The sequence below is a fragment of the Weissella sagaensis genome (genome assembly GCF_005405285.1).
In the GTDB taxonomy this organism is placed as follows: domain Bacteria; phylum Bacillota; class Bacilli; order Lactobacillales; family Lactobacillaceae; genus Weissella; species Weissella sagaensis.
In genome coordinates this window covers 491,781-511,738 of the sequence record NZ_BJDT01000001.1, presented here as the reverse complement: position 1 = coordinate 511,738, position 19,958 = coordinate 491,781, and the positions used below count along the sequence as shown (strand labels likewise).

Here is a 19,958-nt window from a genome sequence, read left to right as displayed (position 1 = left end):
TTTCCTTTTAAGCTTTAGTAGCACTAAAGAACCAACGATCCGTTTCTGCCGTAACATCATGACGACCATAATCAGCAGTCACCTTAATATCTTTAAAGCCAGCCTTTTTTAACAAACGCATAAAGGTCTCTAAATCATAAGTTCGTTCAGTGTGTATTTCTTGTAGCTGCTGGTAGCCATCAATTTCTTCGTTATACACAAAAAATGTTAATTCATGCTCAACAGTGTGTGTCATACCTTCAACACCATATGATGACCACATAAAGGCAGTTTCATCGTCATGCCAATTAAACATATAGCCTGGATAATAAACATCAGTTTGCCATGGTGAAATCACATCAAATAAAAATTGACCATTATTTTCCAAGTGCTTTGCAACTTGTTTAAAAGCTTCTAACATTTCTTTCGTATTTGCCAGGTAATTAAAAGAATCTGCAAATGATGTAATTGTCGCATATTTTTGCTTCAAATCAGACCACTCACGCATATCACCTTCAATTAGTGGTAATTCAAGTTCTGCTTCTTGCGCATGTTGTGCAGCTAAAGTTAGCATTTCTGGTGATAAATCAAAGACTGTCACATCTTTAAAGCCATTTTGTTTGAGTAAAATGGCTAATCGACCTGCGCCACCCGCTAGCTCCAATAATTTACCATCTTTAGAGGTTATATTCTTTTGTGCATAAGATAACCAATCTTGGTAGGCATCCTCGTCAAATAAATCATCATATAACTTCGCAAATGTTTGGTAATTCATTAGAAATCTTCCTTAATGATCCATTGATCAATTGCTACTTCTGGAGCAGCCTGCCAGTTTTTTTCAAGTCGATAAAAGTCACGTGTTGCTGTTTTAAATACGTGTACAATCAAATCACCAAAGTCCAATAATACCCATTGTCCCTCACTACGTCCTTCTTGACGAACTAATTGGAAGTCAGCTTCTGCCATCTGATCAATAATTTCATCAGCAATTGCAATCACTTGTCGTTCAGTTGGTGCACTCAAAATTAAATAATTATCAGTAATAATACTCATTTCATGAATATCCAAAGCTACTAAATCTTCAGCTCGCTTACCATCAGCAGCCTTTACTGCTACTTCCAACATATCATTAACATTAGTCATTATTTATCAACACTCCATGTATTATAAGTTAATAGCGTTCCCGGATAGATGGTAACCTTTTGCGTTAGTAAAAAGGTTAATGTATGCGCCGTTTGCCAACCAACACTAGCTGCCAAATCATCAAACGCCAACGTACGAACTTCTTCTACCCCAGGGAAATCACGCCCTGCTTCGATATAATCAGCCATATATAAGATTTGGCTGAGTTTAGTCATCACCGTAGCACCAGTGGTATGTTGCCGAATAGCATTTAAGATATCTTCATGCGCAATGCCTAATTCATCTTTTACCATTTCAGCACCAACAACACCATGCCAAATATTATTACCCCAATTAATCAAATCACGATCTAATTGTTTTTTTTCAATTTCACGCAAAAAGTCTTCATCAGAACGTTCTTTCGCATAGTCATGTGTTAAAGCTGCAATTGATGCTAATTCTGCATCAACATGCCATTTTTCAGCTAATTGTAAAGCCATCTCTTCCACACGTAAAACGTGTTCAAAACGCTTTGCTGATAGGGCTTGCGAAACTTTATCAATTAATAGTTCACGTGAACCAGTAAAAATTTTTTGTGTATAAATTAGTTTATCTGTCATTTAAATATAACCCGTTTTCTACAATATAAGCCGCTACCAAATCAGGAACTAAGTAACGGACACTTTGATGACGACTAATTCGTTGTCGAATATCAGTCGAGCTAATCATCAAATCAGGGACATCAACCCATATTACCGGGTATGCCGATTCTTTTACTTGGCCAGGGCGGTTAACCCCAACAAATTTAACTAGCTTCAGTAAATCATCAATCCGATACCATGTCTTAAGATAGGCAACCTCATCCCCACCAATTATAAAATAATATTCATAATTAGGATGTTCAAGCTTCAACTGCAACATCGTATTATAAGTATAGCTTTTACCACCACGTTGAACTTCTAACGGTTCAATATCAAAACGACTATTACCTACAATCGCTGCTTGGACCATCCGCGCACGATCAATTGGATTAATTGCTGCTTTAAAGTCGACATGTGGTGGCTTTGCATTAGGCATAAAATATACCTTATCCAAGCCTAATTTATCGGCAACTTGTTCAGCGATGATGAGATGACCAATATGTGGCGGATTAAATGTGCCGCCAAGAATTCCTATTTTTTGCTTATTTTTTGCAACCTCTGGTTCAAGTTGAAGTTGCGTCACAAATTGTTGAAATGTCGCTACCATAAGCCATCTCCCATTGCCTATTATTTATTAAATCTTTTGCACCATTACTGAATAATGACGATTCTCTTTTTCATCAGACTCGCCAAACAATACTAAAGTATGTCCGATTGTTTGTACAACTTGAATATCTGAATTTTCTTCAATAAAAGTTTTTAATTCAGTTGTGTCAACCTCAGAATTAGCTAAAATATTTACTTTAAACAACTCACGTTTATTGATTGCATCCTCTAATTGATCTAACCAATTTTTTGTTAAACCTTGCTTACCAACACTAAATAGTGGTCGCATGTCGTGTGCTGATGCTCGTAAGTAACGTTTTTGTTTTCCGCGTAGTGATATCATGTTTTAAATCATTGCCCTTCTTGTTAATACTGAAACACCCTTTGGTGCCCAGCCTGCGACAACAGTATTTGCTGGTACGGTTAGCCAACCTAATCCGTCAATCACAATATCTGTCTTTTCTGTTGTTTTAAATTCATAGCGTTGCAACGGTGGCAACATAGCTAAGTTTTCGGCTGTTGGCGGTGCTAATAAGTCACCAGCATGTTTTTCATAAAATGCATCTGCATTAGCTAACTTCGTTCGGTGAATCAACAAATTATTTTCAAAATATGCTGTGATACCAGTGCGCTGGCCTTGAATATAATCAAAACGTGCCAAAGCCCCCATAAATAAAGTCTGTCCTTCATTTAATTGGAATGTCTTAGGCTTAATTTCTTTTTGTGGTGAGACGTATTTCAAATCCTTTGCACTTAAATAATGTGCCATTTGATCTTGATGAATAATACCAGGGGTATCAATAATATTACTGTCATCATCCAGCGGAATTTCAATACGATCCAATGTTGTCCCTGGGAAGCGTGATGTTGTAATAACATCATGACGATCACCCGTTACGGACTTAATAACTTGGTTAATTAAGGTTGACTTACCAACGTTAGTAACCCCCACAACGTAAACAGAACGGTTTTTACGATATTTTGCAATTAAATCAAGCATTTTTTCAATATCTTCACCATTTTTTCCTGATGTCAAAGCAACATCAACTGGACGAAGGCCAGCAATATTAGCTTGCTGACGCATCCAATCTTTAATCTTACTGCGCTTCAATGACCGTGGTAACACATCTACCTTATTACCAACTAACAAAACGTCATTGTTTCCAACAAAGCGATGCAAACCAGGAATTAACGAGCCTGAAAAATCAAAGACATCCATAACATAAACGACCAATGAATTTGTATCTGCAATTTGCTCTAACAAATGACGAAAATCATCATCAGTTAGATTAACTGGTTGAATTTCATTATAGTGACGCAAACGGAAGCACCGTTGACAAAAGACTTCATCATTCTCAAAGCTCTTTTTAAGCGCTGACATTGGTGTGTAGCCAATCTCATTTTTATTTTCGGTTTGAATTAACGCACCACAGCCAATACAACGTAATCCTTCATCTATATATTGACGTATTGTCTCTTCACTAATCAAGTTGCTTCCTCCATTGTAATTGTGGATTGTTCTTTAACATATCCTTTTTGACACCTTTTTCAAAGAAACGATTAATCTTTGTATTCCATTGATCAGTTTCAATTAAGGGCTTAACTAAAATACTACGCATACCAGCATTATTTGCAGCCCAAACATCGGTTAATAATTGATCACCCACCATTACAATTTGACTTGGATCAAGTTGTAATGTTTTAGCAGCTTCCTTTAATCCACGAGTCATCGGTTTTAAAGCTCGTGCAACAAAGTCTAATTGCAATGGGTCAGCGACTCGTGCAATCCGATCAGCTGAATTGTTAGAAACAATTAAAACGGGGATTTGTGCTTGTTTCATTTGCAGTAACCAATCATGTAGTTCACGCGTACCATCAGGATTATTCCAGGCTACTAATGTATTATCTAAATCTGTCAAAACAGCTTTAATGTTGTGCTGTTGTAATTGTTTTGGGGTAACGCAATAAATTGCGTCAATCATCCAAGTTGGGGTAAATGAGTTCGTCATTTTTTATCCTTTTCCACTGTTAATCTTATTCTAAAGTATACGCTAAATTTGTTATTTTATAAAGAACTCTGCCACGGGATTACACGTTTTAAAATTTAAAATTAAGACAACAAATAAACCACATCTCTAGTAGAGACGTGGTTTATTACACTTTATTATTATTTTGCTACTTCAGCATTGTATTGCTTTTCACCCATACGTTCTTCACCAAGTGAAACGAAATCGTATGATAATTTATTTTGACGTTCAAATTCAGCCATACCATATTGAATCAATTCATCAATCAATTTTGTATAACTAATTCCTGAAACTTCCCACATTTGTGGATACAATGAAATATTAGTAAATCCAGGTAATGTGTTAGGCTCACCTAAGTAAGGGACACCATTGTTATCAATCATGAAATCCATACGTGTTAAGCCAACAAGTCCTAGTGCCTTGTACGCACGCAAAGCCATGTCAGTAATTTCTTCAGCTAATGCATCATCCATCTTGGCAGGTAATTCAAAGACCATTCCAGATGCATCCACGAACTTGTTATTGTAATCATACCAAACATCGTCTTCTGGCAAGACAATACCACCTAAACGTGAAGCACGTGGGTTTTCATTCCCCAAAATTGAGATAAAGACTTCACGTGGCTTATCCAAGCCACCCTCAACCAAAACTTTATAATCATATTGGAATGAATCTTTCAATGCAACTGCATACTCTTCAGCATTTGTTACACGTGAGACACCCACTGATGATCCTTGACTAGCAGCCTTAACAAACAAAACATCTGAGTTTAGCTTAGCCGTCAATTCATCAAAAGTGTAATCCTTATAATTTTGGTCAGTTACCAAAACATAATCAGTGTTACGTACACCTGCTTGATTTAGAATACGCTTTGTCAAATCTTTATCAAATGACATTGCTGATGCAGCAATTCCTGGTCCCAAATATGGCTTCTTTAGCAAACGGAACAATGCTTGCAACGTACCATCTTCGCCCAAGTTTCCATGAACTACTGGGTAGAAGAAATCAATGTTCGCCATCTCACTCAATGCAGCGATTGGCGTTAATGGATTAGACATGTCCATCTTTTCCTTAGCTGCAGCAACAATGGTATCTTCATCTTCCCCTTCAAACACGCGCCATGAATCTTTTGAGTTGATCATAATACCGTCTTTTGAAATCAAAAAGACAGTTACATCATACTTCTCTTTATCCATAGCATCATAAATGTTATGTGCTGACCGCTTTGAAACATCGTGTTCAGATGAATTTCCACCAAACAACATTGCAATATTTAATTTTTCTGACATATTGGTTCTCCCCTTGACTGTCAAACTGATTTAATATAGAAACCTAAGTATAACACACAAATCCGATTTATGGGATTCTTACATTAAAAAATTCCGGGACTCATTCAAATAATCCAAAATTTCTTTAGGCAGATTGTCTCGCATCATGAGACCCTGTAAAAATCTTTGTTGATTATACAAACAGTGCCATGCACCCTCTGATTCTGGTTGCATTTGCCGCGTCATCTCTTGACGCCATTGTTTTAATTGTTGTAAAAAGTACTTTGCATATAATTCATTTTTATTAACTAACTCTGTAATAAGGCCAATCAAACGCCGATTTTCACCCATAATAAGTGGTGTATCCAACCGTTTTAATTTTTCAATTAAAATGGTCAACAAAAATATTTTATCCGCCCGTTGCACATTATCATCATGTATAAATTCTGACATTAAATTACCAATATGCATAAAAGCATGTGCCCAACCTTTATCACCAACAAAACCACGAGTATCACGTTCTAAAGCAATATACGTAGCAAAGTTGATAAATAACGTTTGATCTACTTCATCACTAATAAATTTATTAGCACCTTTACGATTAGCATGGCGTAACATTGACAAAACAAATATTGCAAACGAACGATAAAATACGCCATCATTGTCTAGTTCATCAATATGACTAAATAATACATTATCTTGAATAAGACAACGGATTATTAAAAATAATTGATTCGTTTCAAACACACCATTTTGTAGTCCATCACTGATAAAAAAGAAAGCACCCTTATCACGCAATGCTGGATCAGTTTGCCGTAGGCTACTTAACAAATCCAAAACGTCTTGATTGCTAACTTTAACAGATTGACCAGCATACATCATTTGTTGCCATTCTAAAATACGCTGTTTAATATCTTGTGCTTGTTCATCTGATAATTGCACAACTTGGCTAGGTTCATCATAATCAATCTGATCAAGTAAATGACCAATTTGACTACCTAGTGAATTTAATAATTTACCTGCATAGACTTGTTCGTGAAGCGTCTTTAATTCATCACGAACGTCGTCAATCGTATATTCCATTCTTTGACGCCTTTCCTTGTTATTATTTGTCTCATTTAGAGTACCACAACCATTTAAAATAAAAAACACACGAATGACGACAAATATAAACTTATATCCGATTTTTTTAAAGTCCCTTATAACTATGCCCTGTTGAACAGAAAAAACGCCTACTAGGTTATTGGGTCCATACACAATAAGTTAAACTAATTCTCTAACATTTTATCGTATGTCTCATTATAGTAGACGTTTTTATGATGATATTGATAAATAAACTGATAAGTTTTAAAAATTACTCTTTCAAATGGAAATAATAGGTAGACACTGTCACATCACGGGATGCCAATGCTGCTCTTAGTTTATTACTATTTTGATTATGCAAGGCATTCTGCCAACCGTGACGTGGCACAAATTGTGGTATTAAAATCGTCAAAGAATGATTGCGAGCTGTTGTTGCTTTAGCAATTTCATCAACAAATCGCATTGCTGGTTTTGTAATAGAACGATATGAAGAATGAATATCAACATAGCGTACATCTGGAAATTCGCGCTTAAATTCAACACCCAAACGATGTTCTTTTTGGGGATTTGAATCAAACGACACATGCATCGCCAATACTTTATCACCAACCGACTTTGCATAATCAACAGCATCAGCCGTAGCCCGTGTTAAATTAGATACAAGGACAATCACCGTTGCACCATCATACCGACTCCGGCGAATAGGTTCTTGTGACAAAATTTTTAATTGTTTAGCCACTAACCGATAGTGTCGATTAATCACTAGGAAAATACGGAGGACAATTGGCATGATTAGCAAATATGGCCATACTGAAGCAAAATGTAACGTAAACAATATAATAACTAAGAGTGCTGACAATAAAGCACCAACTAGGTTAATAATTGATTTACCTAACCAAAATCCACTACGTTCACGCCACCAGTGAATAATCATCCCCGACTGCGATAAAGTAAATGGCACAAATACACAGACTGCGTACAACGGAATTAAAGCAGCTGTCGATCCTTGGAAGATAGCTAGTAGCACAATTGCACCAAAAGCGAGTGAAATAATTCCCTTTGAATATCCTAAACGATCTCCTCTATCCATGTAACTATGCGGCATAAACTTATCTTTAGCCAAATTAAAAGCTAATTGTGGAAAAGCTGAAAAGCCCGTATTTGCCGCAACCGCTAAAATGGCTGCTGTTGCAATCTGTAAGACATAAAATAAAACACCATGGCCAAATACTTGTTCACCAATTTGTGCCAAAACAGTGAGATTTTCGGCTGGCTTAATACCATAAGCAAATGATAACCCTGTCACACCCACAAGTAAAAACGTTAAAATGAGTGCCATTACCAATAATGTTGCTGCTGCATTTTTTGCCTTAGGCTTCTTGAAATTAGGTACCGCATTGGAAATTGCTTCCACCCCTGTTAACGAAGATGAACCACTAGAAAAGGCTTTTAAAAACAGCAATAGTGACACACTACCGGTTGCAATATGTCCGGTAGTTGTCGGTTGATACTGCACGTTACCTGTAAAAATATTCACGAATCCCCAAATAATCATGATAACCATTATCAAAATAAATAAATAAACTGGCACCATCAAAACACCTGCTGATTCACGCATGCCACGTAAGTTAAGACCCGTTAGCGCTAAAATGATAATGATACCAATCGCAACATTATACGGATGTAATGCTGGAATGGCTGAAACAATCGCTTCTGTTCCGGAAGCTACTGATACTGCAACTGTTAACATGTAGTCGACCAATAATGAACCACCCGCAATTAAGCCGGCATTACGACCCCAATTGGTGGAAGTAACAAGATAAGCACCACCACCTGCAGGATACTCATGAATAATTTGTCGGTATGATAGCGTAATTGCTGCCAACAAAATTAAAACCAATCCAACAATTGGTAACTGTAACCATAATGTTGCAGCACCACCTACAACCATTAACACTGTGATAATTTGCTCTGTTCCATAGGCAACAGATGACAAAGCATCTGACGATAACAAAGCCAACGCCTTTGTTCGACTAAGGTGTCTTGCATCTTCATCTAAAGTTTTTAATGGTTTGCCAATTAAAAACCGCTTCAATAAAGGCCACATCTTCTTGCTCCTCAATAAATAAAGTTAATTGTATACAACATGCATATCTTACCAACAGTTTATACAAGGACTCATTGTAGTTCTCAAATTATTAATTGTCTATCTTTTTATCTCATTTTTTATTTTTCTTTTTCATGACATTATGACAGACTTGTGCACACAAAAAATGGTGACGACTTTTGTACAGTCACCACCATTTTTAATTACTATTTTACATCATACCTGGCATGCCACCCTGAGCAGGCATTTGTGCAGCTGAATCATCAGTCTTATTAGCAATCACTGCCTCAGTCGTCAATAACAAAGCTGAAACAGAAGCTGCATTTTGCAAAGCTGAACGGGTTACCTTCGTTGGGTCCACAATACCAGCTTGAATCATATCAGTCCACTCACCAGTTGCTGCATTGTACCCAACACCAACTTCTTCATGCTTCAATTGGTTAACAATAACAGAACCTTCAACACCGGCATTTTCTGCAATTTGACGAACAGGTTCTTCCAATGCACGCTTAACAATGTTAATACCAGTTTGAACGTCGCCTTCTTCAGACAACTCCGCAACAGCTGGGATAACATTAACCAAGGCAGTTCCACCACCTGAAACGAATCCTTCTTCCACGGCAGCACGAGTAGCGTTCAAAGCATCTTCAATACGGTACTTACGTTCTTTTAGTTCCGTTTCGGTTGCTGCACCAACGTTAACAACAGCGACACCACCAGCCAACTTAGCTAGACGTTCTTGTAGTTTTTCACGATCAAAATCAGAAGTTGTTTCTGCAATTTGACCCTTAATTAATTCAACACGTTCCTTGATAGTTGCTGAATTACCATTACCTTCAACAATCGTTGTATTATCCTTGGTAACTGTAACTTTAGCAGCTTGTCCAAGTTGATCGATTGTCATATCCTTCAAATTCAAGCCTAATTCATCAGTAATGACAGTACCGCCAGTTAAGATTGCGATATCTTCTAGTTGTGCCTTGCGACGATCACCAAATCCAGGTGCCTTAACAGCAACTACATTAAATGTACCACGCATCTTATTTAAAACAAGCGTTGGTAATGCTTCACCAGTAATATCATCAGCGATGATTAGCAAAGCACGTCCTTGTTCAACAACGCTTTGCAAAACGGGTAGAATATCTTGAATGTTACCAATCTTCTTATCAGTAATTAAGATATAAGGATTATCCAATGATGCTTCCATCTTGTCATTATCCGTTACCATGTATTGTGACATGTAACCACGATCAAATTGCATTCCTTCAACAACGTCTAAGGTTGTTTCAATACCCTTTGATTCTTCAATAGTAATGACCCCATCATTACCCACTTTTTCCATTGCTTCAGCAATTAATTGGCCAACTTCTGGGTTAGCTGCTGAAATTGAAGCAATTTGTGTAATCTCCTCTTTAGTAGAAACTGTCTTTGACATATCATGCAAAGCTTTTACAGCAGCCTCTGTTGCTAATTCAATTCCACGACGAACACCAACTGGGTTAGCACCAGCAGTCACGTTCTTCATACCTTCATTAATAATAGATTGTGCCAATACCGTTGCTGTGGTCGTACCATCTCCAGCAATATCGTTAGTCTTTGAAGCAACTTCGGCAACTAATTTAGCACCCATATCTTCAAAATGGTCTTCTAATTCAACAGCCTTTGCGATTGTCACACCATCATTTGTAATTGTTGGTGCACCAAAACTTTGTTCGATCACAACATTACGTCCCTTAGGACCAATTGTTGTTTTAACTGTATCGGCAAGCTTATCAACACCCGCTTGCATTTTTGCACGTGCATCTTCTGAAAATTCAATATCTTTTGCCATAATTTATTACCCTCTATCGTTTTATTAAGTATTAAGTATTTAAATTACAAAACTGCCACGATGTCTTTTTCGTGAACAACTAAATAGTCAACCCCATCAATACTAATTTCTGCGCCTGCATATTTATCAAAGATGACTTGATCGCCCTCTTTAACTGCAACAGGTGCTGTTAAATCGCCAACTGTTTGCGTTGAAACAGCAACGACTTTTCCTGTAACTGACTTTTCTTGTGCATTAGAAGCTAATAAAATTCCCCCAACTGATTGCTCAGGTGCTTCTGATACTTGCAATACAACACGATCTCCTAATGGTTTCAACATGTTATCTGACCTCCACAGGTTATATTTTTTCTTATTTTAGCACTCTTTATGTTTAAGTGCTAATCAACACTATCAATAATACCACACTCTTCTTTTTTTGCAAACCTTTCCTACCAGATATTTTAATACAAAAAAACGTTAATCCAACCATTATAAAACGGTTGGATTAACGTCTCATTTTAAATTTAGCAACTATGCAATGCCCTTAAATCAAGCTTTTTAATCACGTATTTAATTTTCAGTCAAAAATTGTTCTAAAGCTACACTAGCTTCCGTCCACTGATCTTCAATATCTTCTAATTGACTATCTAATGCCGCAATTTTTTCTGATAATTCATTTAGTTTTTGTAAATCAGCACCATTTTGAGGGTCATTTAATGCTTCATTTACAACATCATGTTCATCAGAAAGATCGGTCATTTGGTTTTCAAGCGCAGTCACTGCGCGTTCCAAACGGCGTTGTTCTCGTTGTTTTTCTTTTTGTTCAGCTCGTGATAATGTTTTAAGATGATCTTCTTTTTGTACCGCTTGACTAGTTGTTGTACTTTGTTCAGTAGATTCTCCAGCTGTCTTTTCAAGATAATAATCATAATCACCATCAAAAAAGCGCGTACCATTTGGTGATAATTCAACTACTTCCGTTGCCACCTCATTAATGAAATAACGATCATGTGACACAAAGAAAATAGTCCCATTATACTCGTTTAAAGCCGTTTCCAATACTTCCCGCGAATCAATGTCTAAGTGATTTGTTGGCTCATCTAAGATTAAAAAATTAGCATGCTCCAACGCTAATTTGGTTAACAAAAGACGCGCACGTTCACCACCAGATAGAGCAGCTACTAACTTTTCAACCGCCTCACCTGAAAACATAAATGAACCCAAAATTGATCGCACATCCTTTTCTGGCATCGTGGGGTGTTCATCCCAAATCGTATCAATCACAGAACGCTTGTTATCCAATGTCTGCTGTTCTTGATCATAATAACCAACTGTTACATTGGCGCCTAATTTTATTTGGCCAGCTAATAAGGGTAATTTGCCCAAGACGGTTTTAATAAATGTTGATTTACCAATTCCATTCGGTCCTACTAAAGCCACAGCATGCTGTTTATCAACTGCTACATTAACGTTTTCTGCTAGTACATGCGTCATGTCATACCCTAACTTCACATCATTAACACGTAGTACTTCATTACCTGAGTCTTCATCAGCCATAAACTGAATTCTAGCTACACCTGATTCATTTTTAGGTGCCTCAATTCGGGTCATCCGCTCTAATTGTTTACGTCGTGATTGGGCACGCTTTGTGGTTGAAGCACGCACAATGTTTCTTTTCACGAAATCTTCTAATTTAGCAATTTCTTCTTGTTGTTTATCATACGCCTTTTGTTCTTGCAAAATATTAGCAGCTTTTTGTTTCATAAAATCACTATAATTACCTTTATAATGATCCAACTGCCCCGAATGCATATCATACACTTCTGTTACGACACGATCCAAGAAGTAACGATCGTGAGAAACAATTAGTAAGGCACCTTGATAATTTTTAAGGTATTGCTCTAACCACGCTAGCGTTTGCATATCTAAATGGTTAGTTGGTTCATCTAAAATAAGCAGATCAGGTGTTTCCAACAATTGCTTTGCAATTGCCAACCGTGTTCGTTGTCCACCAGATAATGCCGCAATTTTTTGATCATAAAATGATTCATCAAAACCAAATCCATGTAACACTGATCGAATTGTTGCATCGTAACCGTAACCATTTTTTTCATCAAAATCATGTTGCGCTTGATCATAAGCAGCTAATAATTCTGTATAAGCATCACTGGTATAATCCGTTGTCGTTGCAATTTGATTTTCCAATTGACGTAACCGCTTTTCCAATGCAATGACGTCAGCAAAGGCCGTTAGCATTTCATTATAAACTGATAGGTCTGAATCTAAACCCGAATTTTGTGCTAAATACGCTAATTGAATACCTTTTTTCATTGAAACTTCACCCTCATCAGGTGTCGTTTCACCAATCAACATTTTCAATAATGTTGATTTTCCAGCCCCATTTCGGCCAACTAACCCAACCCGGGCTTTACTTTGAATTTGCATTGAAATATTATCAAAAAATGTCACACCATTAAAGCGACGTGCAACATTGCTTGCTTGCAAAATAATCATTTTTTATTACTCCATTGTAACTAAAATATTCCGTTATTTAGTTAATATTATTTTTCTATAATTTATTAAATACGCCTCACACCTATGCTTAATCTAATACTGTCAAATTCTGTCTTACTTCAGAAACAAAATACAATGAGCCTGTAAATAAAATCAGATCATCCTTTTGCATTTGTGACGTCACAGCTGCAAAACCACTTTGCCAATTTTCATGAACTGTCACCGTTTGATTTTTTATCTGGTGAGCAGCAGCGTTTGGATTAATTGGTTGCCGATTATTCGGTCCTTCAAAGCCCACAACATGTAAATCAACATTAGGTAAGTCTGCTAATAATTGTAACATTTTTGCATAATTTTTATCTTGCAATGCACCAAAGAGAAGATGTACTGTTTGTTCACTAAAACGATCAGCAATTGTCTTTGCTAAGGCTCGCACACCAGGCTCATTATGTGCGCCGTCCAAAACAATCGACGGTTGACAACTAATTTTTTCAAAACGTACAGGCCAAGTAACCGTCTGTAAAGCAGTTGCAACATGTTCACTAGTTAAAACCAACCCAAAATAATCACAAACTAATGCTGCGGTTTGGATAGCAACAGCTGCATTATCAATTTGATATTGCCCGATTAAATCAACAAAAACTTCTTGATAATTAACCGTCCCTGTTACCGTGAACGTTTCACCCCAAGCTTGTGTTGTTTGGTGATTTATGGTTTTAAATTGTTCATTTAATCGATAAATTGGCGCACCCATTGCACTTGCGACTGTATCAATGACAGCATTGGCTGCCACTGATAAACGACCAACAACAACCGGCCGCTGTTTTTGAATAATCCCAGCTTTTTGCGTCGCAATTTCTGTTAATGTATTTCCCAATACATGCATATGATCAAGTCCAACCGTGGTCACAACCGAAACAATTTTATCTGGTATGATTGTCGTTGAATCCCAAGTACCACCAACACCAACTTCCAAAACGACGACATCAACCGGATGCTTAGCAAAATACATAAACATCAATACTGTTAATGTTTCAAATTCAGTCAATCCACTAGGCAATGTCTCATCTAACGTTTCTATAATTGGGGACAATTCTTGCATTATTGCTAATAAATCAGCGTCTTGGATACTACCGTTATCATCTTGAATCCGTTCGTTAAATTTTAAAATATATGGTGACGTGAATAATCCAACCTGTAGCCCACTTTTTCTAAGTAACTGCGCAACCATTTTACTGGTAGAGCCTTTACCATTTGTTCCTGTAATGTGTACATATTTTGATTGTCGTTCAGGATGGCCTAATAAATCTAAAATTTTATTTAAACGCTCAAATCTAGGTGTTTTAGACCACTTATGGCGGCTATGAATGTAGTCAATTGCTTGAGCAGCTGTCGTTATTTTTATCATATATTCCTCAAATTTATCCCATCAAAAAACAAAAGCGCCCTCTACAAAGTAGACGGCGCTCATGTTTGTGTAATTTACTGCATTGTAACGACGAACAGCTTAAATTCGTGATTCACAATACAATGAATTATACACGCAAATAATCATGATAGCAAGTATCTTTTCTTATGCTTGCGCATCTTGCAACTGTGCTAAACGGTTGTGAGTTGCTTCTAATTTGTTCTCCCAATCCGCTAACTTTTCACGTTCTGCAGCAACAACAGCTTCTGGTGCGTTATTAACAAACTTGTCATTACCTAATTTACCATTAGCACGTTTTACTTCGCCTTGGAACTTCTTGATTTCATCTTGTAAACGGGCAATTTCATCATCCAAATTAATCAATTCAGCCAATGGCACGTAAATTTCTGCACCAGAAATGATTTGGGTCATCGCTAAATCAGGTGCTTTAATATCTGCAGCAATTTGTAAATTCTTTGGCTTCACAAAACGATTAATATAATCAACATTTTCATTAAAGATACGTTGTAGATTATCATCACTCGTTTTAATTAAGATATCAATCGTCGTTGACATTGGTGCATTTGCTTCTGTACGAATAGTACGAACTGCTTTAATCAGGTCAATCAAACTATTAAAGTCTATTTCAGCTTGATCATCATTCAAACCTTGCTTAACAGTTGGGTAGGCAGCTGTAACGATTGTCTCCCCTTCATGTGGCATTTCTTGCCAAATAGCTTCTGTAACAAAAGGCATAATTGGATGTAGCAAGCGTAACGTATTGTCTAATACATAAGCCAAAATTGCTTGCACTGTTTTTTGTGCTGCTTGATCATCACCATTCAAAGTTTCCTTCGTCATTTCAATGTACCAATCAGCAAAATCATTCCAAATAAAGTTGTAAAGAGCTCGGCCAGCTTCACCAAATTCAAACTTTTCAAAATTCTTTGTTACAATCGCAATCGTCTTATTCAAGCGTGACAAAATCCACTTATCGGCTAATGAGAAATTAGTCATATCTGTTGGTAGTTCAGCTTTAGTATCATCAGATAGGTTCATCAAAACGTATCGAGATGCATTCCAAATTTTATTAATAAAGTTCCATGCTGAGTCCATCTTTGTGTATGAAAAACGGACATCTTGCCCTGGTGTTGAACCAGTTGCCAAGAACCAACGCAACGCATCTGCACCATACTTTTCAATCACATCCATTGGGTCAATACCATTGCCCAATGACTTTGACATCTTACGTCCCTGTTCATCACGAATCAACCCATGAATCAAAACATTCTTAAAAGGACGTTGCCCTGTAAATTCCTTAGATTGGAACATCATACGTGCAACCCAGAAGAAGATAATATCATAACCAGTTACCAATGTATCCGTTGGGAAATAACGCTTAAAGTCCTCTGCATCCGTATCAGGCCAACCCATTGTTGAAAATGGCCATAAAGCTGATGAGAACCATGTATCTAACACATCTGAATCTTGTGTCCAATTTTCACTGTCTTCAGGTGCTTCCATCCCCACATACATCTCACCAGTTTCTTTATGATACCAGGCTGGAATTTGGTGGCCCCACCATAATTGACGTGAAATAACCCAATCATGAATATCATCCATCCAACGTGTAAAGGTTCCTTCAAAACGTGGCGGATAAAAATCAACACGATCTTCTGATTTTTGCATATTCAATGCTTGTTCCGCCAACGGCTTCATCTTAACAAACCATTGTGTTGATAACCGTGACTCAACCTGCACACCAGTACGTTCTGAATGTCCTACAGCATGCACAATTGGTTCAACTGATAACATCCAGCCACCAGCTTGCAAGTCAGCGACAATTGCTTTACGTGCCTCAAAACGATCCATCCCAACGTACTTACCAGCACGTTCATTCATTGAAGCATCTTCATTCATTGTATTAATGCGTTCCAAATCATGACGATTACCAACACCAAAGTCATTTGGATCATGTGCTGGTGTAATTTTAACCATTCCAGAACCAAATTCAGGATCAACATATTCATCAGCAATAATTGGGACTTCACGATTTACCAATGGTACCAATACTTTTTTACCAACTAATGCTTTGTAGCGCTCATCTGAAGGATGCACAGCCACAGCCACATCCCCAAACATTGTTTCAGGACGGGTCGTTGCAATTTCAATATAGTGCTTGCCTTCAAAAGTTGTATCATCATCCACAAATGGATATTGCACATGATAAAAGGCGCCTTCATCATCTTGGTGAATAACCTCAATATCAGATAACGCAGTTCTTGCCTTAGGATCCCAGTTGATGATGTACTCACCACGGTAAATCAAACCTTTTTCATACAATGTCACAAAGACCTTACGAACCGCTTCAGACAAACCATCATCTAAAGTAAAACGTTCACGATCATAATCTAGTGAAAGCCCCAGCTTACCCCATTGTGATTTTATGGTTGCAGCATACTCATTCTTCCAATCCCAAACTTGATCAATAAACTTTTCACGTCCTAAATCATAGCGTGAAATATTTGATTCTGCTAAACGTTGTTCAACCTTAGCTTGCGTTGCAATACCAGCATGATCCATACCAGGCAACCATAACGTATCAAATCCCTGCATGCGTTTTTGACGGATCAGCATATCTTGTAAAGTTGTATCCCATGCATGACCCAAATGCAATTTACCAGTCACGTTGGGTGGTGGAATAACGATTGAATAAGGGCGCGCCTTTTTATTTTCAGATGGCTTAAAACGCTTCTCTTGCACCCACTTATCATAACGACCTGCTTCAACGGCGGTCGGATTGTACTTACCAGGCATATCAATTTCTCGCATAACCCTAACTCCTTATTTTTGTTCCTCTTAATCAGGCTTTAGGCATTAAAAAAGCCCCAACCATACAATTATCTGTATGATCAGGGCGACATTATCGCGGTACCACCTGAATTAGAGTTTAATACTCTATCTCATTTTGACTTAACGCGTCGACACGTTATCAACTACTCATTTCACTGATAAAGCCTACTAGTTACCTTCCAAGTAGATTAATCAAAATCTTCCACCAAAATGATTTTGTCGCTGTTAATAATTTTACTTGTACTCTCTAGTACATTGCTATGAACGCAATTTTACAATGTTAAACATAAAAAATCAAGTTTTAATCAGTACTTATGCTAGTTATTAGATTAATTCGATAATGGCTTGAATTAAGAGATAAGCTCCATATACTAACACAATAATTCCCGATAAAATATTAACCCAAATCAAAACCTTCTTTGGTAAACGCTCTTTTAAAATATTCATTACGATTGTAATTGTATTAAACCAAATAAAAGTTGCCATAATCACACCAATAATAAATGGCCAAACCTGACTCTTATCTAAAGTTCCCCGTAACGCACCCAATAATAGGCTACCATCGATTAATGCCTGCGGATTTGCCCAAGATACAATGAATGCTGTCAAAAAGGCTTGTTTAACTGGTAGTTTATTGCCTGTTGTATTTAATTGTACTGAGTTGGCACTACGTAAAATGCCCCAACCAATCCAAATAACTAATCCACCACCAATCAACATGACAAGCAGTCTCAACCAGGTCACTGAACTAATAATGGCACCCATACCAAAAAAGGCTGCCAATGAAAATAATGAATCCGCCATCCAGACAAATAAGACGTACACTAATGACCGTTTAAATGAATTAGTCAATGCATTATTAAAGACATATAAATTTTGCATGCCAATCGGTGCAACGAATGCAAATCCAATCATCATCCCTTTTATCAATGTTGCTAAAACCATAATTCCCCCTTCGCTTTCAAAAACTAATTTATCTAGTTTACAAAACCAGATAAATTAGTTATTATAATCATAATATATGTAATCAATTATTCAGGCCACTATTCTAGGAGATGCCTATGCCTACACTAACTAAAGAAAATCGTCGTTATCTCATCACCTATGAAACTTTAAATGCCATCACTCACGGACTTGGTGTCATTGCTGCCATTGTTGGCGCTACCTTATTAATCGTTAACAGTGTCCAACATGGCTTTTCTACTTTCACTATTGTTGCACTCTCGATCTACGCACTATCAATTATTAGTTTTTTACTTGCCTCAACACTTTTTCATGCTTTAATTTTTACCAAGGCTGGCAAAATTTTCCAATTTTTAGATCATTCAGGTATTTATCTCGTCATTTTAGGTAGTTATACCCCATACACATGGCTCTTCTTAGACCCAAAAATTGGTTGGCCAATTTGGGGAACCATTCTAAGTTGCACGCTTTTAGGACTTATTTACGATACTTTCTTCGTTGGTCGTTGGCCCTTTGTTTCGGTGATTATTTATGTCCTAATGGGCTGGTTCATTATCTTAGCTTTACCTGCACTTTATGGGGCCTTGTCATCTTTAGCATTTTATCTACTACTAGCTGGTGGCATCACCTATACAGCAGGCTCACTATTATATCTTATGCCAAAAATACCCTTAAATCATGTCTATTGGCATTTATTTGTCCTTGTTGGCGCAACATTAATGTATTTATCAATTTACGACACTCTTTTCCATTAATTTTTGCTAATACCCTTAAACAAAAACCCTAATTCTAAAAAGTAGCAAATCGCCAATTTATCGGTAATTTGCTACTTTTTTAAAATTAATTTTTAACAATACCAGCCTGTACCCACTTGTCAAACTGATCATCAGCAACTTTACTTTGCCCACCATGTTGTTGATTTTTATAATCATTCTTTTGACGTTGTGTCAAAGCATCCCAAGCTGCGCCGCCAATAGCATAGTGATCAGCATTGCGTAAGACATCCTTAATAGCGACACCATCAGATAGCTTAGCAGCATTTACAAGTTGTTCTTTATCCCACTTAGCAGCAACTGCATATTCCATACCATCTTCTAATTTAACCTGACGAGCAGTCGTAACGGATTGATTGCCATTCTTCACAGCTGCTTTAATCACCGCAATTGTCGCCTTAGCATAGGCTGCCATAAATTCATCAAGTGTTTTAGAGCCATCATCTTCAAAAACAACCGTCACTTTTTTATCTGCCTGTTTTACAGAAGTAATCTTTGGTGCATCAATTTGGCCCTGCAATAATGCTTTAATATCTAAAGCTTGTGTGGCCTTTGATGTGCTGGTTTCTTGCTGTTTACTTATTGTAGAATTAGCAGCTTTTTTATCAACTACTTTTTGAGTAGACATACTCGTTTTATCTGTTTTAGTAGCAGCCTGCTTATGACTTGATGAAGAAGCTGCAATGGCAGTCTCTTCAGACTGATGCGAAGAACTGTTAAAAACAATCGCAAAAATCGCAACTATTGCTGCAACTACCATAATTCCTATGATCATTGTAACTTGTCGTTTGTGCATTATGAT

Annotated in this window: 18 protein-coding genes and 1 other annotated feature; of the genes, 1 reads left to right on the top strand and 17 read right to left on the bottom strand. The window is 37.2% G+C overall.

What is annotated here, in order from left to right; translation table 11 throughout:
* Window positions 1–7: 7 nt before the first annotated feature.
* From FFM55_RS02580 to FFM55_RS02505, 16 genes are all read right to left on the bottom strand, one after another.
* The gene (locus tag FFM55_RS02580; RefSeq protein ID WP_042491582.1) at window positions 8–754 is read right to left on the bottom strand and encodes a class I SAM-dependent DNA methyltransferase; all 747 of its coding nucleotides are present in this window, start codon (window positions 752–754) and stop codon (window positions 8–10) included.
* Complete coding sequence (gene rsfS, locus FFM55_RS02575) at window positions 754–1,122, bottom strand: ribosome silencing factor (protein ID WP_228179914.1); 369 nt, start codon at window positions 1,120–1,122, stop codon at window positions 754–756. The genes FFM55_RS02580 and rsfS overlap by 1 nt, the downstream gene beginning before the upstream one ends.
* Window positions 1,122–1,721 (bottom strand): bis(5'-nucleosyl)-tetraphosphatase (symmetrical) YqeK, encoded by a 600-nt coding sequence (gene yqeK / locus FFM55_RS02570; protein WP_042491583.1) that lies wholly within the window; start codon window positions 1,719–1,721, stop codon window positions 1,122–1,124. Before yqeK ends, rsfS begins: the two co-directional genes overlap by 1 nt.
* Complete coding sequence (locus FFM55_RS02565) at window positions 1,711–2,349, bottom strand: nicotinate-nucleotide adenylyltransferase (RefSeq protein WP_042491584.1); 639 nt, start codon at window positions 2,347–2,349, stop codon at window positions 1,711–1,713. Before FFM55_RS02565 ends, yqeK begins: the two co-directional genes overlap by 11 nt.
* A 27-nt stretch (window positions 2,350–2,376) precedes the next feature.
* Window positions 2,377–2,691: a ribosome assembly RNA-binding protein YhbY gene (gene yhbY / locus FFM55_RS02560; protein ID WP_042491586.1), complete on the bottom strand. Its 315-nt coding sequence runs from the start codon at window positions 2,689–2,691 to the stop codon at window positions 2,377–2,379.
* A gap of 3 nt (window positions 2,692–2,694) precedes the next feature.
* Window positions 2,695–3,837 carry a ribosome biogenesis GTPase YqeH gene (yqeH, locus tag FFM55_RS02555; RefSeq protein WP_042491587.1) on the bottom strand — a complete coding sequence of 381 codons (1,143 nt, stop codon included), beginning with the start codon at window positions 3,835–3,837 and terminating at the stop codon, window positions 2,695–2,697.
* Entirely contained in the window at window positions 3,830–4,357 is a 528-nt protein-coding gene (locus FFM55_RS02550; protein ID WP_042491589.1) for a YqeG family HAD IIIA-type phosphatase, read from the bottom strand. The genes yqeH and FFM55_RS02550 overlap by 8 nt, the downstream gene beginning before the upstream one ends.
* Window positions 4,358–4,515: 158 nt before the next feature.
* The gene (locus FFM55_RS02545; protein WP_042491591.1) at window positions 4,516–5,664 is read right to left on the bottom strand and encodes a D-alanine--D-alanine ligase family protein; all 1,149 of its coding nucleotides are present in this window, start codon (window positions 5,662–5,664) and stop codon (window positions 4,516–4,518) included.
* Window positions 5,665–5,742: 78 nt separating this feature from the next.
* Window positions 5,743–6,726 carry a DUF2785 domain-containing protein gene (locus tag FFM55_RS02540; RefSeq protein WP_042491592.1) on the bottom strand — a complete coding sequence of 328 codons (984 nt, stop codon included), beginning with the start codon at window positions 6,724–6,726 and terminating at the stop codon, window positions 5,743–5,745.
* Window positions 6,727–6,997: 271 nt separating this feature from the next.
* Window positions 6,998–8,833, bottom strand: a complete 1,836-nt coding sequence (gene kimA / locus FFM55_RS02535; protein WP_042491593.1) for a potassium transporter KimA — start codon at window positions 8,831–8,833, stop codon at window positions 6,998–7,000.
* A 211-nt stretch (window positions 8,834–9,044) separates the two neighbouring features.
* Window positions 9,045–10,664 carry a chaperonin GroEL gene (gene groL, locus FFM55_RS02530; protein ID WP_042491594.1) on the bottom strand — a complete coding sequence of 540 codons (1,620 nt, stop codon included), beginning with the start codon at window positions 10,662–10,664 and terminating at the stop codon, window positions 9,045–9,047.
* Window positions 10,665–10,708: 44 nt separating this feature from the next.
* Window positions 10,709–10,984 carry a co-chaperone GroES gene (locus tag FFM55_RS02525; protein ID WP_042491596.1) on the bottom strand — a complete coding sequence of 92 codons (276 nt, stop codon included), beginning with the start codon at window positions 10,982–10,984 and terminating at the stop codon, window positions 10,709–10,711.
* A gap of 231 nt (window positions 10,985–11,215) precedes the next feature.
* The gene (locus tag FFM55_RS02520; RefSeq protein ID WP_042491597.1) at window positions 11,216–13,159 is read right to left on the bottom strand and encodes an ABC-F family ATP-binding cassette domain-containing protein; all 1,944 of its coding nucleotides are present in this window, start codon (window positions 13,157–13,159) and stop codon (window positions 11,216–11,218) included.
* 88 nt (window positions 13,160–13,247) lie between these two features.
* Window positions 13,248–14,567, bottom strand: coding sequence for a bifunctional folylpolyglutamate synthase/dihydrofolate synthase (locus FFM55_RS02515; RefSeq protein WP_137600447.1), 1,320 nt, complete (start codon window positions 14,565–14,567; stop codon window positions 13,248–13,250).
* Window positions 14,568–14,732: 165 nt separating this feature from the next.
* On the bottom strand, window positions 14,733–17,399 hold the full coding sequence (locus FFM55_RS02510) for a valine--tRNA ligase (RefSeq protein ID WP_137600446.1): 2,667 nt from the start codon (window positions 17,397–17,399) through the stop codon (window positions 14,733–14,735).
* Window positions 17,400–17,477: 78 nt separating this feature from the next.
* Window positions 17,478–17,685 (bottom strand) — a binding site (T-box leader).
* Between the two features lie 59 nt (window positions 17,686–17,744).
* Window positions 17,745–18,365 (bottom strand): LysE/ArgO family amino acid transporter, encoded by a 621-nt coding sequence (locus FFM55_RS02505; RefSeq protein ID WP_042491603.1) that lies wholly within the window; start codon window positions 18,363–18,365, stop codon window positions 17,745–17,747.
* Window positions 18,366–18,481: 116 nt separating this feature from the next.
* On the opposite strand from FFM55_RS02505, the gene trhA reads away from it, so the two are divergent.
* The gene (gene trhA, locus FFM55_RS02500) at window positions 18,482–19,138 is read left to right on the top strand and encodes a PAQR family membrane homeostasis protein TrhA (protein ID WP_042491605.1); all 657 of its coding nucleotides are present in this window, start codon (window positions 18,482–18,484) and stop codon (window positions 19,136–19,138) included.
* 85 nt (window positions 19,139–19,223) lie between these two features.
* Here the strand turns inward: trhA and FFM55_RS02495 are convergent, their stop codons facing one another.
* Window positions 19,224–19,952 carry a hypothetical protein gene (locus tag FFM55_RS02495; protein ID WP_137600445.1) on the bottom strand — a complete coding sequence of 243 codons (729 nt, stop codon included), beginning with the start codon at window positions 19,950–19,952 and terminating at the stop codon, window positions 19,224–19,226.
* Window positions 19,953–19,958: the final 6 nt, after the last annotated feature.